This window comes from Parabacteroides sp. AF17-28 (assembly GCF_003479205.1).
GTDB lineage: Bacteria > Bacteroidota > Bacteroidia > Bacteroidales > Tannerellaceae > Parabacteroides > Parabacteroides acidifaciens.
This window is the reverse complement of record NZ_QUGV01000005.1, coordinates 59,426-78,358: the sequence shown is the minus strand read 5'-3', so window position 1 is coordinate 78,358 and position 18,933 is coordinate 59,426. Positions and strand designations below refer to the sequence as shown.

Below are 18,933 nucleotides of genomic sequence, written 5' to 3'. Positions count from 1 at the left end.
TTTTACTTTCGTATATTACTCGTCGTCTCTGTCCATAGCATTAAAGTCTACGACGTTCTTACGATTTGCAAAAATACGTTCGAATTCATCTTTAGCACCAACAACCAGCTTGTCGAAATCACGCTGACCTGTACCGGCAGGAATAAGATGACCACAGATAACATTTTCTTTCAAACCTTCCAAGCGGTCTACCTTTCCATTGATAGCAGCTTCGTTCAACACTTTCGTCGTTTCCTGGAAAGATGCGGCAGACATAAAGCTATTTGTCTGCAGAGCTGCGCGGGTAATACCCTGGAGAATCTGATTGGCTGTAGCCGGAACCGCATCACGCACTTCAACCAACTTCAAGTCGCGGCGTTTCAGCATACTGTTCTCGTCTCTCAACTTACGAACCGTCACGATCTGACCAGCCTGCAATGTCTGGGAATCTCCCGGATCCGTAACAACTTTCTTGCCCCAGATACGATCGTTTTCATCCATTACTTCCAGCTTGTCTACAACCTGCTGTTCCAAGAAGCGAGTATCTCCCGGATCGATGATTTCCACCTTACGCATCATCTGGCGGACGATTACTTCGAAGTGTTTATCGTTAATCTTCACACCCTGCAGACGATATACGTCCTGGATTTCATTTACGATATACTCCTGAACTGCCGTCGGCCCCATGATAGCCAGAATATCAGACGGAGTTGTTGCACCATCAGACAACGGCATACCGGCACGGATATAGTCATTTTCCTGAACAAGCAGCTGCTTAGACAGAGGCACCATATATTTCTTAACTTCACCCAGTTTAGAAGTGACGGTAATTTCACGGTTACCACGTTTGATCTTACCAAAGCCAACCTCACCATCGATTTCTGAAACGACAGCCGGGTTAGACGGGTTACGAGCCTCGAACAATTCTGTTACACGAGGCAAACCACCGGTAATATCACCTGCTTTACTTACAGCACGCGGGATCTTAACCAAAACCTCACCGGCCCGGACCATATCGCCCTCGTCTTTCACAACGTGAGCACCTAACGGCAATGAGTAATTCTTCAGATAATTTCCGTTTTCATCCACAATGTGGGCAGCCGGAGCTTTCGTCTTATCCTTGGATTCGATAATGATCTTTTCCTTCAAACCGGTTGTTTCGTCACTTTCAACATTGTAAGTTACGTTTTCAACCAAGCTCTCAAATTCGATTTTACCGGAAACCTCAGATACGATAACGGCATTGAACGGGTCCCATTCGATGATAACATCACCTTTCTTGATTGTATCCCCATTCTTGAAGAACAATTTGGAACCATAAGGAATATTATGAGCCAACAAGACAATCTTCGTCGTAGGATCTACAATACGAAGTTCAGCCAGACGGCTTACAACAACCTGACATTTCTTGCCTCCCTCTTCACTGTCTACGGCACGAAGCTCTTCGATTTCCAGAACACCGTCATATTTAGAAGTAATGCTGTTTTCTGTAGCGACGTTAGAAGCGATACCACCGACGTGGAATGTACGCAATGTCAACTGAGTACCCGGTTCACCGATTGACTGTGCAGCAATAACGCCGACAACCTCACCTTTCTGAACCATCTGGTTCGTTGCCAGGTTACGGCCATAACATTTTGCACAAACACCTTTCTTGGATTCACAAGTCAATACAGAACGGATTTCAACACTTTCGATCGGAGAATCTTCGATCTTCTTGGCTGCATCTTCACGGATTTCCTCACCGGCACGGACAATAACTTCGCCTGTCAACGGATGAATGACATCATGAACCGACACACGTCCCAGGATACGTTCTCCCAAACTTGCGATCACTTCATCATTATTCTTTAATTCCGTACAGATCAAGCCACGCAACGTACCACAGTCTTCTTCGTTGATGATCACATCGTGCGAAACGTCAACCAGACGACGAGTCAGATAACCGGCATCGGCAGTCTTCAAAGCCGTATCGGCCAAACCTTTACGAGCACCGTGAGTTGAAATAAAGTACTCCAACACAGACAAACCTTCCTTAAAGTTTGAAAGGATCGGGTTTTCAATGATCTGACCGCCTTCCGCGCCACTCTTCTGCGGTTTTGCCATCAAACCACGCATACCGGACAACTGACGAATCTGTTCCTTAGAACCACGGGCTCCAGAATCCATCATCATATAGATAGAGTTGAAACCGTCGTTATCAGCCGTCAACTGCTTCATCAATGTATCAGACAGCTTGCTGTTGACATGTGTCCATGTATCGATAATCTGATTGTAACGTTCGTTGTTGGTGATGAACCCCATATTGTAGTTGTTCATAATCTGCTCAACTTCGTCATAACCTTCTTTCACCAATTCCTCTTTCTGAGGCGGGATCAGAACGTCGGCCAAGTTGAAAGACAGACCACCCTTAAAGGCCATGTAATAACCCAAATTCTTGATATCGTCCAAGAACTGAGCCGTACGGGCAACACCACAAACCTTAATCACCTTACCGATGATATCGCGCAGTGCTTTTTTACCCAATACTTCATTGATATAACCTACTTCTTCCGGAACGAATTCATTAACCATCAAACGGCCGACAGAAGTTTCGATCATTTTCTTAACCGGATTGCCATCCTTGTCGATGTCGTTCACATACACTTTGATCGGAGCGTGGATATCCACCTTCTTCTCATTATATGCAATCGTTGCTTCTTCCGGTCCATAGAATACCAAACCTTCGCCTTGTGCCCCCTTGCGCATCTTTGTGATGTAGTACAGACCCAATACCATATCCTGGGAAGGAACGGTAATAGGCGCACCGTTTGCCGGGTTCAGAATGTTATGGGAAGCCAGCATCAACATCTGTGCTTCCAATACGGCTTCGTTTCCTAAAGGCAAGTGAACAGCCATCTGGTCACCGTCGAAGTCGGCGTTGAAAGCCGTACATGCCAACGGGTGCAGCTGAATAGCCTTTCCTTCGATCAGCTTCGGCTGGAATGCCTGGATACCCAAACGGTGCAATGTCGGTGCACGGTTCAGCAATACAGGATGACCTTTCATTACATATTCCAGAATATCCCAAACAACCGGTTCTTTACGATCCACGATTTTCTTTGCAGATTTAACCGTCTTCACGATACCGCGTTCGATCAATTTACGGATTACGAAAGGTTTATAAAGTTCGGCTGCCATATTCTTCGGCAGACCACATTCATGCATCTTCAATTCAGGACCTACGACGATAACCGAACGAGCTGAATAGTCAACACGTTTACCCAACAAGTTCTGACGGAAACGACCTTGTTTACCTTTCAAACTGTCAGAGAGAGACTTCAGCGGACGGTTGGCATCTGTCTTAACGGCACTCGACTTACGAGAGTTGTCAAACAGTGAGTCCACAGCTTCCTGAAGCATACGTTTTTCATTACGCAAAATCACTTCGGGAGCCTTGATATCGATCAATCGTTTCAAACGATTGTTACGGATGATAACACGACGATACAAATCGTTCAAATCGGAAGTGGCAAAACGTCCACCATCCAACGGAACCAACGGACGCAGTTCGGGCGGAATAACCGGCACCACCTTCACGATCATCCATTCCGGTTTGTTACGGCCTCTGGAAGCACGGAAAGATTCAACGACCTGCAAACGTTTCAACGCTTCGTTCTTACGCTGCTGTGAACCGTCCGTACTTGCACGGTGACGCAATTCGTAAGACAAAGAATCCAAATCCAGACGGGCCAGCAAATCATAGATTGCTTCAGCACCGATCTTTGCGATAAACTTATTGGGGTCCGTATCTTCCAGCATCTGGTTTTCCTTTGGCAGGTTGTCCAGGATCTGCAGATATTCTTCTTCCGAAAGCAAGTCCAATTCAGCAACAGTGTCTACGCACCCCGGCTGAATCACCACATAACGTTCGTAATAAATAATAGAATCCAGCTTCTTGGTCGGCAAGCCTAACAAGTAACCGATTTTATTGGGCAGGGAACGGAAATACCAGATATGAGCGACGGGAACTACCAGATGGATGTGTCCCATACGTTCGCGACGCACTTTTTTCTCTGTAACTTCCACCCCGCAACGATCGCAGACAATCCCTTTGTAACGGATACGCTTGTATTTTCCGCAATGGCATTCGTAATCCTTGATCGGACCAAAAATACGCTCGCAAAAAAGACCGTCACGCTCAGGTTTGTACGTACGATAGTTAATCGTTTCCGGTTTCAAAACTTCACCACTGGAGTTTTCAAGAATTTCTTCAGGGGAAGCCAGACCGATGGTTATTTTTGAAAAGTTACTCTTTATCTTGTTTTCTTTTCTAAAGGCCATATTTTTTATTTATAAAGAGTTATCAATGAGTAAGCAGATGAGCCGAAGCCCATCTACTTATATTGTTTTTTGAATTAATCCAGAGTGAAGCTTAAACCAAGACCTCTCAGTTCGTGCAGCAATACGTTCAGAGATTCAGGGATACCCGGTTGTGGCATCGGATCACCTTTCACGATTGCTTCATAAGCTTTGGAACGTCCGACAACGTCATCAGACTTGATTGTAAGGATTTCCTGAAGAACATGTGCAGCACCGAAAGCTTCCAGTGCCCAAACTTCCATTTCTCCGAAACGCTGACCACCAAACTGTGCCTTACCACCCAGAGGCTGTTGAGTAATAAGAGAGTACGGACCGATAGAACGGGCGTGCATCTTATCATCAACCATGTGACCCAATTTCAGGAAGTACGTAACACCGACCGTAGCCGGCTGGTCAAAACGTTCACCGGTTCCACCATCATACAGGTAAGTTTTACCATAGCGGGGCACACCGGCTTTATCCGTCCATTCGTTCATATCATCCAAAGTCGCACCATCGAAAATCGGAGTAGCAAACTTCACACCCATCGAGCGACCGGCCCAACCTAACACAGCTTCAAAGATCTGTCCCAAGTTCATACGGGAAGGCACACCCAGCGGGTTCAAACAAATATCAACCGGAGTTCCGTCTTCCAGGAACGGCATATCCTCCTGACGAACGATCTTGGAAACAATACCCTTGTTACCATGGCGACCGGCCATCTTATCACCTACCTGAATCTTACGTTTCTTTGCAATATAAACTTTCGCCATCTGAACAATACCAGTCGGCAGTTCATCACCGATCGTAAGATCGAATTTCTTACGTCTTAACTCGGCATCCAGTTCTTTATATTTCTTCAGATAGTTCAGGATCACCTGCTTGATAAGTTCGTTCTTATCTGCATCAGCAGTCCATTTGCTTACCTGAACAGCATTGTAATCCAAATCTTCCAGAGCCTTACGAGAGAATTTCGCTCCTTTCGCAATGATCTCTGTATTCATATAGTCTTTTACACCCTGAGAAACCTTACCAGTGGTCAAAACCAACAATTTGTCGACCAACAGATTCTTCAGGTCGGCCATCTTCATTTCGTATTCCTCATCCAGCTTCGGCAGAATAGCCTTATCAGTCAGTCTGGACTTACGCTTTTTAACAGCTTTCGAGAATAAAGCAGTTTCGATAACCACACCACGCAAAGACGGAGTCGCCTTCAAAGAAGCATCCTTCACATCACCGGCCTTATCGCCGAAGATCGCACGAAGCAGTTTTTCTTCCGGAGAAGGATCCGATTCCCCTTTCGGAGTAATCTTACCGATCAGGATATCACCCGGTTCAATGCGGGCACCTACACGGACAATACCTCTCTCGTCCAAATCCTTGGTTGCTTCTTCGCTGACATTAGGAATATCGGATGTCAACTCTTCCATACCACGTTTCGTTTCACGAACTTCCAAAATATATTCGTCAACGTGAACTGAAGTAAAGAAGTCCTCACGAACCATACGTTCGTTCAGAACGATAGCATCCTCATAATTGTATCCCTTCCAAGGCATATAGGCCACTTTCACATTACGTCCCAGTGCCAATTCACCATTCTGGGTAGAATAGCCCTCTGTCAAAATATCACCGGCTTTCACACGCTGGCCACGATGGCAGATCGGACGCAAATCGACAGTCGTACTCTGGTTCGTCTTACGCCATTTCGGAATCGTATATGTCTTAATTGAATCTTCGAAACTTACGAATTCTTCGTCTTCCGTACGATCATATTTGATCTTGATGCAAGTAGCATCCACAAATACGACTTCACCTTCGCGTTCAGCCATGATCTGTGTACGTGAATCGCGTGCAACCTGTGCCTCGATACCGGTACCCACGATCGGAGCATCCGTACGCAACAAAGGAACTGCCTGGCGCATCATGTTAGATCCCATCAATGCACGGTTGGCATCGTCATGTTCCAAGAACGGAATCAAAGAGGCCGCAATAGAAGCAATCTGCTGCGGAGCAACGTCCATCAAGTCGATTTCAGAAGGCGGTACAACAGGGAAGTCCGCTTCAAAACGAGCTTTCACCCTATCAAGTATAAATTTGCCATCATCATTCAAAGGGGCATTACCCTGTGCGATGGTCAATTCTTCCTCTTCCTCTGCCGTGTAATATTGTAAACCTTCGTCAGAGAAGTCGACTTTACCATCCACAACCTTACGATACGGAGTAGAGATAAAGCCCAGATCATTGATCTTTGCATACACACAAAGGGATGAGATCAAACCGATATTCGGACCTTCAGGAGTTTCAATAGGACAAAGACGGCCATAGTGTGTATAGTGTACGTCACGAACCTCAAATCCGGCACGTTCACGAGACAGACCGCCCGGTCCCAGGGCAGACAAACGACGTTTATGCGTAATCTCAGCCAGCGGGTTTGTCTGGTCCATAAACTGCGACAAAGCATTCGTACCGAAGAAAGAGTTGACAACCGAAGAAATGGTCTTCGCGTTAATCAAATCGATCGGGGTAAACACTTCATTATCGCGAACGTTCATACGTTCACGAACCGTACGGGACATACGGGCCAGACCAATACCGAACTGGTTATACAGCTGCTCGCCAACTGTACGCACACGACGGTTACTCAAGTGGTCGATATCATCAACAATCGCCTTCGAGTTGATCAACTCGATCAGATACTTGATGATCTCGATTATATCTTCTTTCGTCAAAACCTTAATATCATCGCTGGTAGTAAGGTTCAACTTCTTATTAATTCTGTAACGGCCTACTTCACCTAAGTCATAACGCTTTTCAGAGAAGAACAGGTTCTGAATAACTTCACGGGCACTTGCTTCATCTGCAGGTTCTGCATTACGCAACTGACGGTAAATATACAGGACAGCTTCCTTTTCAGAGTTACTGGGGTCTTTCTGGAGCGTATTATAGATGATGGCATAATCCGAAAGATTCTGGTCTTCGCGATGCAACAGAATGTTCTGCGTACCAGACTCCAGGATAGCCTCTATGTTGTCGCTATCAAGAACCGACTCACGGTCGATGATAACGTCATTACGTTCAATAGAAACAACCTCACCGGTATCTTCATCTACGAAATCTTCCACCCAAGTCTTCAATACACGGGCAGCCAGCTTACGGCCGATCAGTTTCTTCAGGTTTGTCTTTGAAACTTTTACTTCTTCCGCCAGATTAAAGATTTCGAGAATGTCTTTATCGCTTTCAAAACCAATAGCTCTTAAAAGGGTTGTTACAGGCAATTTCTTTTTACGGTCGATATACGCATACATCACATTGTTGATGTCTGTTGCGAATTCGATCCAGGAACCTTTAAAAGGAATGATACGTGCTGAATACAACTTTGTACCATTAGCGTGTGTACTCTGTCCGAAGAACACACCGGGTGAACGGTGTAATTGTGAAACCACAACACGCTCTGCACCATTTATCACGAAAGTACCTCTCTCCGTCATATACGGAATCGGGCCCAGATACACATCCTGTATCACGGTATCGAAATCCTCGTGATCAGGGTCTGTACAATACAGTTTTAACTTCGCTTTTAAAGGCACACTATAGGTTAACCCGCGAGCGATACACTCATCAATCGTGTAACGGGGCGGATCAATATAGTAATCTAAGAACTCCAACACAAAATTGTTACGAGTATCTGCTATCGGAAAATTCTCAGCAAATACCTTATACAATCCCTCCTTTTTTCTCTTTTCGGGAGGTGTGTCAAGTTGAAGAAAGTCTTGAAATGACTTCAATTGTACTTCGAGAAAGTCCGGATACGGGAACTGATTTTTAATCGAAGCAAAATTAACTCTTTGGTTTTCAGCTGTTGAAGACATCTAGTAAGGAATTTATTGAACTTATTGAAATTATAGACACAAAAAGGTTAAGAATCTCCTTGGAGGGAGACTCTTAACCAAATCACCTGATTACCAGGTTATAAATACTATTTAAGCTCAACTTCAGCTCCAGCTTCTTCCAACTGTTTCTTCAATGCTTCAGCATCAGCTTTAGCGATTCCTTCTTTGATAGCGCTGGGAGCACCATCTACCATATCTTTAGCTTCTTTCAAACCAAGACCTGTTAATTCTTTTACCAACTTAACGATAGCCAGCTTGTTTGCACCAGCTGCTTTCAATACTACGTCAAAAGAAGTCTTTTCTTCTTCTGCAGCAGCAGCGCCGCCAGCAGCAGGACCAGCAACAGCAACAGCTGCAGCTGCAGGTTCGATACCATATTCTTCTTTCAGGATTGTAGCCAGTTCGCTAACTTCTTTTACGGTCAGGTTTACTAATTGTTCTGCAAAAGCTTTCAAATCTGCCATTTTTGTATGATTTAAATGTTTGTTTATCTGTGTAAATTAAAAAAATTATCTTTCTTCCAGAGTCTTCAACAGACCATGGATAGTTTGTCCTGATGACTGAAGAGCAGAGATAACGTTCTTCGCCGGAGATTGCAACAGCATGATAACATCTCCGATAAGTTCGTTTTTGCTCTTGATATTTACCAGTGCTTCAAGGTTCTCTGCGCCGACATAGAAGCTTTCCTGTACATAGGCAGCTTTCAATTCCGGTTTAGCAACAGTATCTTTCTTAGCATCCTTGGTAAAACTCTTAATCAGACGAGCAGGTGCGTTAGCAGTCTGTGAGAACATCACAGCTGTATTGCCTTTCATTGCAACATGCAGAGGAGAAAAATCACCACCTACATTTTCCAATGCTTTCTTAAGCAAGTTATTCTTTACAACAACCAACTTGATCTCATTCTTGAAACATTCCCGTCTCAATTTGCTTGTTTTCTCAGCATTCAATGCTTCGATATCAGTCAAATAGAAATTAGGATATTCCTTTACGATTTCAGTCAGTTGATCTATGACTAAGCTCTTATCTTCCTTTTTCATTGTCCAATAATTTTAATTAGTTTTCTTCAACTGATTTGGGGTCTATTTTAATACCCGCACTCATTGTACTTGAAAGATAAATGCTCTTTATATATGTACCTTTAGCTGCAGACGGTTTCAACTTCAGAAGAGTTGAAATAAATTCCTTAGCATTGTCACGGATTTGATCGGGGTTAAAAGAAACCTTACCGATTGAAGTGTGAACGATACCGGATTTGTCTACCTTAAAGTCGATCTTACCTTGCTTAACTTCTTTCACAGCGTTGCCGATCTCATTGGTAACCGTACCACTCTTCGGGTTAGGCATCAAACCACGCGGGCCTAATACTCTACCCAGAGCACCGATTTTACCCATGATAGAAGGCATCGTGATAATTACGTCAATATCAGTCCAACCGCCTTTAATCTTTTCAATATACTCATCTAATCCTACATAGTCAGCTCCAGCAGCAGTTGCTTCAGCTTCCTTGTCTGGTGTACATAATGCGAGAACCCGAACTTGCTTACCAGTTCCGTGAGGCAGTGAAACCACGCCTCTTACCATTTGGTTAGCTTTACGAGGGTCAACACCTAAACGGACATCAACATCTACGGATGCATCAAACTTAGTAGTAGTAATTTCCTTTACTAAAGCTGAAGCTTCTTTCAATGTGTATGCTTTCCCAGCTTCAATCTTGCCCAAAGCCAACTTTTGATTCTTTGTAAGTTTACTCATCTCAATTGAAGTTTATTAATTATTACCCGGGAATGTCCCTTTAACAGTGATACCCATACTTCTTGCTGTTCCGGCAACCATTTTCATAGCTGACTCAACAGTGAAGCAGTTCAGATCGACTAACTTGTCTTCTGCAATAGTTTTTACCTGATCCCAAGAGATTTCTGCAATCTTCTTACGATTCGGCTCAGCAGAACCACCTTTCTGTTTGGAAGCTTCCAGTAATTGGATAGCTACAGGAGGTGTTTTCACAACAAAGTCGAAAGACTTATCAGCATAGTAAGTAATTACCACAGGTAAAACCTTACCAGCTTTGTCTTGGGTTCTGGCATTAAATTGCTTGCAAAACTCCATAATATTAATACCCTTAGAACCTAAAGCAGGTCCTACTGGGGGAGAAGGGTTTGCTGCTCCTCCTTTAATCTGCAATTTGATTTGTCCAGCAACTTCTTTAGCCATTGTTTCTAAAATTTTTTAGATATATAACATCGATAACTTTAAGAAAGGAGTACTTTTCGTAACAAGAGTACTTATTCTTTCTCTACTTGCATATAACCCAACTCAAGCGGTGTCTTACGTCCGAAGACCTTAACCATCACTTTGAGTTTCTTTTTCTCGGCATTGACCTCTTCGATTACACCGGTGAAACCGTTGAACGGTCCAAAGGTGATTTTCACATTCTCGCCAACATAGAACTGGACGTCCAGGTCTTCCTGCTGTTCCTGCAGTTCGTCGACCGTACCTAAAATACGGCTTACTTCTGCCGGACGCAAGGGAACGGGATTATCCGATCCACCTAAAAATCCGATCACATTGGGAATGTTTCTCAATCGATGAGCAACTTCTCCGACCAATGCAGCCTCTACCAATACATAACCCGGCAAGTAAGCTCTTTCTTTCATCACTTTCTTACCATTACGTACCGTGAAAGTCTTTTCCGTAGGAATCAGCACCTGGTTGACATATTCACCCAGATCTGTATTCTTCAGTTCAGCCTCGAGGTATTCTCTGACTTTATTCTCCTTGCCACTAATGGCGCGCAGAACATAAAATTTCTTTTGAATATCAGACATACTCTAAACTGATTAAAAGATTTTCTCGTAGAAGAAACGCATCACGCCTTCAAAGCCTAAATCAATAACAAAGATTAATGCGGCGATTATAAGGGAAGCAAACATAACAACCACAGCACTATTGGAAAGCTCTGTTCTCGTAGGCCAAGAAACTTTATAAACAAGTTCGTTATAAGATTCCTTAATATAAGTAATTATCTTTTTCATCGAATCTATAGATTTTTAGCACGGAAGGAGAGGCTCGAACTCCCGACACCTGGTTTTGGAGACCAGTGCTCTACCGACTGAGCTACTTCCGTAAAATAGCCAGTCCTTTAACAAGACTGGCTACACTTTGTATGTATTTGAATTAGTTTTCTAATTCTGTGATCTGACCAGCACCTACTGTACGTCCACCTTCGCGGATAGCGAAACGAAGACCTACGTTACAAGCTACCGGGTAGATCAGTTCAACTTCGATTGTTACGTTATCACCAGGCATTACCATTTCAGTTCCTTCCGGAAGAGTGATTTCACCTGTAACGTCCAATGTACGGATATAGAACTGAGGACGGTATTTGTTGTGGAACGGAGTGTGACGACCACCTTCTTCTTTTTTCAGGATATAAACCTCAGCTTTGAAGCGAGAGTGTTCTTTAACCTGACCCGGGTGGCAGATTACCATACCACGTTTGATTTCGTTCTTGTCGATACCACGCAGCAACAGACCTACGTTGTCACCAGCTTCACCCTGATCCAACAGCTTACGGAACATTTCAACACCTGTTACAACAGATTTCATGCCGTCAGCACCCAGACCGATGATCTGAACTTCTTCACCAACTTTTACGATACCTGTTTCGATACGACCTGTAGCAACTGTACCACGACCTGTGATAGAGAACACGTCTTCAACCGGCATCAAGAAAGGTTTGTCAACTTCACGCGGAGGCAGCGGAATCCAAGTATCTACAGCTTCCATCAGCTCCATTACTTTTTCTTCCCATTTTGCGTCACCGTTCAAAGCACCCAGAGCAGAACCACGGATGATCGGAGTGTTATCGCCGTCGAAATCATAGAAAGAAAGCAATTCTCTCATTTCCATTTCAACCAGTTCCAACATTTCTTCGTCGTCTACCATGTCACATTTGTTCATGAAAACAACCAATCTCGGAACGTTTACCTGACGAGCCAACAGGATGTGCTCGCGAGTCTGAGGCATAGGACCATCAGTAGCAGCAACTACGATGATAGCACCGTCCATCTGAGCAGCACCAGTTACCATGTTCTTTACGTAGTCGGCGTGACCCGGACAGTCTACGTGAGCATAGTGACGGTTTGCAGTCGAATACTCTACGTGAGAAGTGTTGATTGTAATACCTCTCTCTTTTTCTTCAGGAGCGTTGTCGATAGAATCGAATGAACGCAATTCTGAAAGACCTTTCTTTGCCAATACTGTTGTGATAGCAGCTGTCAAAGTTGTTTTACCGTGGTCAACGTGACCAATCGTACCAATGTTCACATGTGGTTTCGATCTGTCAAATTTCTCTTTTGCCATAACTTTAATTGTTCTTTATTTGATTAATGATCATGTTCTAAAATATCATTTTTGAGCCGGTGCCGAGACTTGAACTCGGGACCTCTTCCTTACCAAGGAAGTGCTCTACCGCTGAGCTACACAGGCAATAAATAAGAGCGGAAGACGGGGCTCAAACCCGCGACCCTCAGCTTGGAAGGCTAATGCTCTATCAACTGAGCTACTTCCGCAATTTAATTGCCAATTGTCCATTTTCAATTAGCAAGTGGGCAGTGATGGATTCGAACCACCGAAGTCGAAAGACAGCTGAGTTACAGTCAGCCCCATTTGGCCACTCTGGTAACTGCCCAATATGTTGTTTTGAGCCTCTTGTCGGATTCGAACCAACGACCCCGAGATTACAAATCACGTGCTCTGGCCAACTGAGCTAAAGAGGCATGTCCGCTTCAAAAAGCAGCCGTTTCGTCACCAAGGCGAAACGGCTGCAAATTTAGGCATTATTTCTTACATACCAAATTTATCTACCGTTTTTTTTATTTGGCTCTGATTTTTTCCTTGAATTTAACTAATTGCTTTTCCAGCGCTTCGACACATTCGTCGATTGATCCTTCAAAAGTGTCATTTACCTTCTCAGCAAAACAGTCTCCATTCTTAATTTTCAGTCGAATAGCAGCTTCTTTATTCTTCGCGGTCTCAGGTTTGACAACCTTCAACGTTACTTCTGCTAATATTATGCCGTCGAAGTATTGCTCCAACTTACTAACTTTCTTCTGAATAAACGCTTCCAGTTGAACTGTTGCGTCAAAATGGATTGCCTGAATTCTAATGTCCATAATTAACCTCCTTCTTTTTGTGCTCTTGGATGAGCATGATACACTTTTTTTAATTCCTCAAAGGTTGTATGTGTGTAAATACTGGTTGAAGCCAGACTGCTGTGTCCGAGTAACTCTTTCACGGCGTTCAGCTCCGCTCCGTTATTCAACATACTTGTCGCAAATGAATGTCTTAATACGTGGGGACTGCATTTTGCCAATGTCGGAATGTCCGAGAGCTTCTTTTTTACTATTGTATAAAGAATGCTGGTGGACAACTGTTCTCCGTTCTTCCGAACCAAGAACCATCCGCTTCCTGAGCCAACTTCACGATTTCGGACTTCAGTGTATGCAAGCATCAAGTTTTTCAATCTTTCTGCAAAAGGGATCAACCGTTGTTTGTTGCGCTTCCCCGTCACCTTGATCTGCATGGCATCGTAGTCTATGTCGGCATCTAACAAGCCGACCAACTCCGAACGCCGCACACCGGTGTCGTAAAGCATTTCAAGAATCAAGCGATCCCTCACACCTTCAAAATCCTCATCAAACCCGTCTCCATCCAGCAATTGTTCCATATCCTTCTCTTTTACAAAAGTAGGTAACGGCTTCTTTGTTTTCGGACCGGTTACAAACCGTAACGGGTTTACAGAAACAAATCCCTGCTTCATAAGGAATTTAAAAAAAGACTTCAAAGAACTTAATTTCCGGTTGACCGACACGGGCGAAATCTTGCTATCCAATAAGAATATAATCCAATTCCGTACAATATCCGTATCTACTTCTTCCGGTATAAATGCGCCTTCTTTCTTCTCTTTTACAAAACCTTCAAACTGATGCAAATCCTGAGAATAAGCATCAATCGTATATTCGGAATAATTCCGCTCATACCGAAGATAATCTAAAAACGAATCAATCTGCACATTCACGTTGCATCAACTTTTATGCAACGAAAATAGGAATAAGAATCCAATAAAACAAGCCTGGCAGATAGATTTTGTATTTTTATTCTTCTACCTGCTGCAATTGCTGAACGTAAACAGCGCGCATAGTCTGTTTTCTCTTTGTAACAGAGGGTTTTTCGAAAGCCTGACGGTTTCTCAATTCTTTAACTACACCTGTCTTTTCAAACTTTCTTTTGAATTTCTTCAGCGCTTTTTCAATGTTTTCGCCTTCTTTCAATGGAACTACGATCATAATTTAATTTTATTATATTGTTTATTACTATATCCACAAATTGGGCAGCAAAATTACTGATTGTTTCGGGATTAGCAAAACTTTCGAAGAATATTTTTTATAAATCATCCAACCGGAAAGGCGGATAAGCAATCCCCTTTTCCGTTATAATCGCAGTTATCAGTTCGTGGGAAGTCACATCGAAAGCAGGATTATAGGCTTTCACTCCTTCGGGAGCCATCCTCGAAGTGTACCACATATCCGTAATTTCATCAGGGCTACGTTCTTCGATGACGATCGAATCTCCGTCCGGACAAGCCAGGTCGATCGTCGACGTCGGCCCCAGCACATAAAAAGGAATGCCGTAATGACGGGCCAGGATCGCCACGCCTGAAGTTCCGATCTTGTTGGCCACATCACCATTAGCCGCGATCCGGTCGCAACCGACCACAACCGCCTGCACCCAACCTTTTTTCATGACGATCGACGCCATATTATCGCAGATCAGCGTAACGTCCACGCCGGCCTTATGCAATTCGTAGGCCGTCAGGCGCGCTCCCTGCAGCAGCGGGCGTGTTTCATCGGCAAACACCTTAAATCCGTACCCGCGTTCTTCCCCCAGATAGACCGGAGCCAATGCCGTCCCATATTCCGAAACAGCCAAATGCCCGGCATTACAGTGTGTCAGGATTCCCATTCCCGGCTTGAGCAAGGAAAGGCAGTTCTCCCCTATCTTACGGCAAGCGGCTGCATCTTCTGCCCGGATAGCCTCCGACTCGGCATGTAAAAGCCGCAGAAGTTCCGCCACCGGAAAGTCCGGATGACCGGTTACGACCTTCTCCATCCGGTTCAGCGCAGCAACCAGATTGACTGCCGTCGGACGGGAAGAGGCCAGATAGTCCTTGATCTTCAGAAATTCCCTGTAAAAATCATCGAACGCAGCAGCCTGGATCTGCCTGCTACAGACGTAAATGCCATAGGCAGCCGCAATCCCGATGGCAGGTGCTCCGCGTACCTTTAACTTATATATGGCATCCCAAACCTCGGCAGCCGAAGCGAGGGAAATGTAAACTTCTTCACCCGGCAAACGGATCTGATCCAAAATAATGACAGCGCTCGCATCTTCACTCAGGCGAACGGTCTTTAAGGCGGCAATAATTGTATTCATCTTTTTTATTTACTGATCAAAAATGGCTCGGCATATCCATAGAGGGCTTATGTGTCACAATAAGGATTATAGAAGTAAGTGCAGAAACCCCTAAAGCCGCATATCCGATAATCCAACCGGTCGTTTGACCACGCCGGTTACAATAATAGGAGAAATTGCCTTCCTCGCTCTGCCCGATCCGGATGCCCGAAGGAGACATCTTTCCGGCATCTACCCATTCGGAAAGATAGAAAGACGATTCATAAACGGATTTATGTTCTTCCTTTCCCGTATAAATGGTCAGATAACTCCTGATATGCAACGGACTGTTTCGCTCCGTGAACTCCATTACTTTCAGGTTTGTCCTGTTGCCGTCGGATGTCACAAAAGAGCGTTTCGTAAAGCTGCGATCAGGAATCTGGTCCAGAAACTCCCGTCCCAAACACAAAGCTGAAGATTCGACCCTTGACTTAGGTGGAATAAATTCGACTCCTCTCGGCAACTGCACTTCCCCGAAAAAGGAACCGCTTGAATAACCGCTGACCGTACCATCTTGCCAGGTAGAAGAGTAAGATTCCACCTTCCCATGTACAGGCATTACATCCTGATAATAGCTTATCGCTTCGTCTCCCAGAACCAGGGAAGAACGTTGCCAATCGATATACATCGGCTCGTCCAATTTATTATACACTGTCACATTCACCGGCGCATCTTCCCCATAAAAATTATAGATGATGCACACGCTGTCGTTCTCCTGCACGAAATCATTATATTCGTTCATTCCCGAAATACCACTATTGGCACTCAACATCGAATAGTAGTACGACGAACAGGAGCTTAAACAGAAAAGCAAGCCCAAGAAACAGGTAAAAACAATCAACTTCTTCATGGCTTTCTATGTATTAAAGTGTGTAGAGGCAAATATAAGCATTTAAACCGATTTCCGGTTTAAACGGCATCGATTTATTTGTATTCATTTCCATGGGCATGGAAAACAGCTGTCTATATGATCAAAAGCAATTGTCTTCGCATTCAAAAGTAATTGTTTTTGTGGTTACAGACAATTGTTTTCTTTTCCGGATATCATTATCTAAATAAAAGAAAAAAAGAACTGTATATATTTTATATTATATATATATGGTAGGGAAAAACCGCTTTCCGTTCAACATATGCCTATAAGCATTGAACATCAACTCCTATATAAAACCGCTTTCTGTTCAGTATAGAAAAACAATACAGTATATCCTATTTTGCCTTATATTATCATATTTGGTATGATTACAAGGAAAAACAGTGCTACTTTTGTACAACAAAGCGTAGTTCTTGCCAATTTGGATAGACAGCTTTCAACCGGGTTCAAAGATAATCCCCGCCAGGTTCTTTCGTTATCCGGGAATTTTATAACTTTGCAACTATAGTAAACGTTGACAAAATAAATAAAATGCGATGAAAACAAACATTCCTGAACGCATTGCCGCCCTGAGGGACGCAATGAAACAGCATAAGATTGATGCTTACATCATTCCGACTTCCGATCCGCACATGAGCGAATATCCGGCCGACTGCTGGAAATACCGTGAATGGATATCCGGGTTCACCGGTTCGGCCGGTACTGTCGTCATTACAGCCGACAAAGCCGGATTGTGGACTGACTCCCGTTATTTCCTGCAAGCTACGACCGAATTGGAGGGAACGGGTATCGAACTTTACAAAATGATGCTGCCCGAAACACCGACAATCCCGGAGTTCCTGTCGCATGAGCTGAAAGCCGGGCAGACAGCCGGACTGAATGGCGAAACATACAGCTTAGCCGAAGCACGCGCTTTGGAGAAATCACTGGCTGCAAAGGATATCAAACTGGACACAAACGCTTCCCTGATCGATCCTATCTGGAAAGACCGGCCAGCCATCCCGGAAGCTCCGATGTTCGAAATGCCGATCGAGCTGAGCGGAAGATCGGTTGAAGACAAGCTGCTCGACATCAACAAGATGTTGCATAAAGCCGGTGCCGACTGCACCATTCTGTCAGCCTTGGACGAAGTGGCCTGGACATTCAATATCCGGGGAACGGATGTTACTTACAATCCGGTCGTCGTCAGCTACGCCTTTATTTCCGAAAAGGAAAGCGTGCTCTTCGTCAATCCAAAGAAACTTCCGGCCGACATAGCCGAACATCTGAAGAAAGAAGGGGTGACATTGGCCGACTATGGCATGTTGGCTACTTATCTTTCACGCCTGCCCGAACAGACACGGGTTTTCATCGACGGCAAACGGACGAATGTCGCCATCTGCAATGCCTTACCGAAAAGCAGCATCCTTATTGAAGGAATTTCGCCTGCCAACCACCTGAAAAGTATCAAAAACGAAACAGAGATAAAGGGATTCCGCAATGCAGTCCTGAAAGACGGTATCGCCATGACCAAGTTCTTTTTCTGGCTGGAAAACAGCCTGAAGGCCGGAGAAAAAGTGACGGAGTTGAGTGCAGCGGCCAAACTGACGGCTCTGCGCGCCGAGCAACCGCAATATGTGATGGACAGTTTCGCCAGCATCTCCAGCTACGGTCCTCATGGGGCAGTCGTGCACTACTCTCCTACTCCTGAAACAGATACGGAATTGAAAACCGACAGCTTATACCTGCTCGACTCCGGTGCCCAATACCTGGACGGGACAACCGACATCACCCGCACAATCGCCCTTTGCGACGAGCCGACCGAACAGATGAAGAAAGACTTCACCCGCGCCCTGAAAGGGACGATCGGTATCGCCAAATGTAAATTCCCGGCGGGCATACGGGGTTGCCTGATCGACGCTTTCGCCCGCAAGGCGCTTTGGGATGCCGGCATCAACTACCTGCACGGCACCTGTCACGGCATCGGCCACTGCCTCAACGTGCATGAAGGGCCGCAGAGCATCCGCATGGAAGAAAACCCTGTCATCCTCGAACCCGGCATGGTGATGAGCGACGAACCGGCCATGTACCGCCCCGGCGAATATGGCATCCGGACGGAAAATATGATCCTGATCCGCGAAGACAGTGAAACCGAGTTCGGGAAGTTCCTTAGCTTCGAGACATTGACTTTATGTTACATCGACACCAAACTGGTCATCCCGTCCATGCTCTCCGTACGCGAACATGCCTGGTTGAACAAATACCACCAGATGGTGTACGAACTGGTAAGCCCGCATCTGAATGAAGAAGAGAAGGCTTGGCTGAAAGAGAAAACAACAGAAATTTAAACAATGGACA

Annotated in this window: 15 protein-coding genes and 5 tRNA genes; 1 reads left to right on the top strand and 19 read right to left on the bottom strand. The window is 44.7% G+C overall.

Translation table 11 applies throughout. From position 1 onward, the window contains the following. Nucleotides 1–15 precede the first annotated feature (15 nt). From rpoC to DWW90_RS04935, 19 genes are all read right to left on the bottom strand, one after another. Nucleotides 16–4,302, bottom strand: coding sequence for a DNA-directed RNA polymerase subunit beta' (rpoC, locus tag DWW90_RS05025; protein ID WP_115497856.1), 4,287 nt, complete (start codon nucleotides 4,300–4,302; stop codon nucleotides 16–18). A 74-nt stretch (nucleotides 4,303–4,376) separates the two neighbouring features. Beyond that, on the bottom strand, nucleotides 4,377–8,189 hold the full coding sequence (rpoB, locus tag DWW90_RS05020) for a DNA-directed RNA polymerase subunit beta (RefSeq protein WP_115497855.1): 3,813 nt from the start codon (nucleotides 8,187–8,189) through the stop codon (nucleotides 4,377–4,379). A 107-nt stretch (nucleotides 8,190–8,296) separates the two neighbouring features. Further along, complete coding sequence (gene rplL, locus DWW90_RS05015; RefSeq protein ID WP_115497854.1) at nucleotides 8,297–8,674, bottom strand: 50S ribosomal protein L7/L12; 378 nt, start codon at nucleotides 8,672–8,674, stop codon at nucleotides 8,297–8,299. Nucleotides 8,675–8,719: 45 nt separating this feature from the next. Beyond that, nucleotides 8,720–9,250: a 50S ribosomal protein L10 gene (gene rplJ, locus DWW90_RS05010; RefSeq protein ID WP_115497853.1), complete on the bottom strand. Its 531-nt coding sequence runs from the start codon at nucleotides 9,248–9,250 to the stop codon at nucleotides 8,720–8,722. A gap of 16 nt (nucleotides 9,251–9,266) precedes the next feature. After that, a complete protein-coding gene (rplA, locus tag DWW90_RS05005; protein ID WP_115497852.1) occupies nucleotides 9,267–9,965 on the bottom strand; it encodes a 50S ribosomal protein L1 in 699 nt (232 codons plus the stop codon). Nucleotides 9,966–9,980: 15 nt separating this feature from the next. Beyond that, nucleotides 9,981–10,424 carry a 50S ribosomal protein L11 gene (gene rplK / locus DWW90_RS05000; RefSeq protein ID WP_115497851.1) on the bottom strand — a complete coding sequence of 148 codons (444 nt, stop codon included), beginning with the start codon at nucleotides 10,422–10,424 and terminating at the stop codon, nucleotides 9,981–9,983. Between the two features lie 71 nt (nucleotides 10,425–10,495). Next, complete coding sequence (gene nusG, locus DWW90_RS04995; RefSeq protein WP_122344217.1) at nucleotides 10,496–11,038, bottom strand: transcription termination/antitermination protein NusG; 543 nt, start codon at nucleotides 11,036–11,038, stop codon at nucleotides 10,496–10,498. Nucleotides 11,039–11,050: 12 nt separating this feature from the next. Continuing rightward, entirely contained in the window at nucleotides 11,051–11,245 is a 195-nt protein-coding gene (gene secE / locus DWW90_RS04990) for a preprotein translocase subunit SecE (protein WP_115497850.1), read from the bottom strand. Nucleotides 11,246–11,264: 19 nt separating this feature from the next. Continuing rightward, nucleotides 11,265–11,337: transfer RNA gene (locus tag DWW90_RS04985), tRNA-Trp, on the bottom strand. 50 nt (nucleotides 11,338–11,387) lie between these two features. After that, on the bottom strand, nucleotides 11,388–12,575 hold the full coding sequence (gene tuf / locus DWW90_RS04980; protein ID WP_115497849.1) for an elongation factor Tu: 1,188 nt from the start codon (nucleotides 12,573–12,575) through the stop codon (nucleotides 11,388–11,390). Between the two features lie 54 nt (nucleotides 12,576–12,629). Then, nucleotides 12,630–12,701 (bottom strand) — tRNA-Thr (locus DWW90_RS04975). 10 nt (nucleotides 12,702–12,711) lie between these two features. Next, nucleotides 12,712–12,784 (bottom strand) — tRNA-Gly (locus DWW90_RS04970). 36 nt (nucleotides 12,785–12,820) lie between these two features. After that, nucleotides 12,821–12,903: transfer RNA gene (locus DWW90_RS04965), tRNA-Tyr, on the bottom strand. A 14-nt stretch (nucleotides 12,904–12,917) separates the two neighbouring features. Further along, nucleotides 12,918–12,991 (bottom strand) — tRNA-Thr (locus DWW90_RS04960). A gap of 96 nt (nucleotides 12,992–13,087) precedes the next feature. Then, nucleotides 13,088–13,387, bottom strand: a complete 300-nt coding sequence (raiA, locus tag DWW90_RS04955; RefSeq protein WP_115497848.1) for a ribosome-associated translation inhibitor RaiA — start codon at nucleotides 13,385–13,387, stop codon at nucleotides 13,088–13,090. A 2-nt stretch (nucleotides 13,388–13,389) separates the two neighbouring features. After that, a complete protein-coding gene (locus tag DWW90_RS04950; RefSeq protein ID WP_199662174.1) occupies nucleotides 13,390–14,286 on the bottom strand; it encodes a tyrosine-type recombinase/integrase in 897 nt (298 codons plus the stop codon). An 82-nt stretch (nucleotides 14,287–14,368) separates the two neighbouring features. Then, a complete protein-coding gene (gene rpsU / locus DWW90_RS04945) occupies nucleotides 14,369–14,560 on the bottom strand; it encodes a 30S ribosomal protein S21 (RefSeq protein ID WP_115497846.1) in 192 nt (63 codons plus the stop codon). Between the two features lie 97 nt (nucleotides 14,561–14,657). Then, a complete protein-coding gene (mtnA, locus tag DWW90_RS04940; protein WP_122344215.1) occupies nucleotides 14,658–15,707 on the bottom strand; it encodes an S-methyl-5-thioribose-1-phosphate isomerase in 1,050 nt (349 codons plus the stop codon). Nucleotides 15,708–15,723: 16 nt separating this feature from the next. Then, a complete protein-coding gene (locus tag DWW90_RS04935; protein ID WP_122344214.1) occupies nucleotides 15,724–16,575 on the bottom strand; it encodes a hypothetical protein in 852 nt (283 codons plus the stop codon). Nucleotides 16,576–17,132: 557 nt separating this feature from the next. On the opposite strand from DWW90_RS04935, the gene DWW90_RS04930 reads away from it, so the two are divergent. After that, entirely contained in the window at nucleotides 17,133–18,923 is a 1,791-nt protein-coding gene (locus DWW90_RS04930) for an aminopeptidase P family protein (RefSeq protein ID WP_115497842.1), read from the top strand. Nucleotides 18,924–18,933 lie beyond the last annotated feature (10 nt).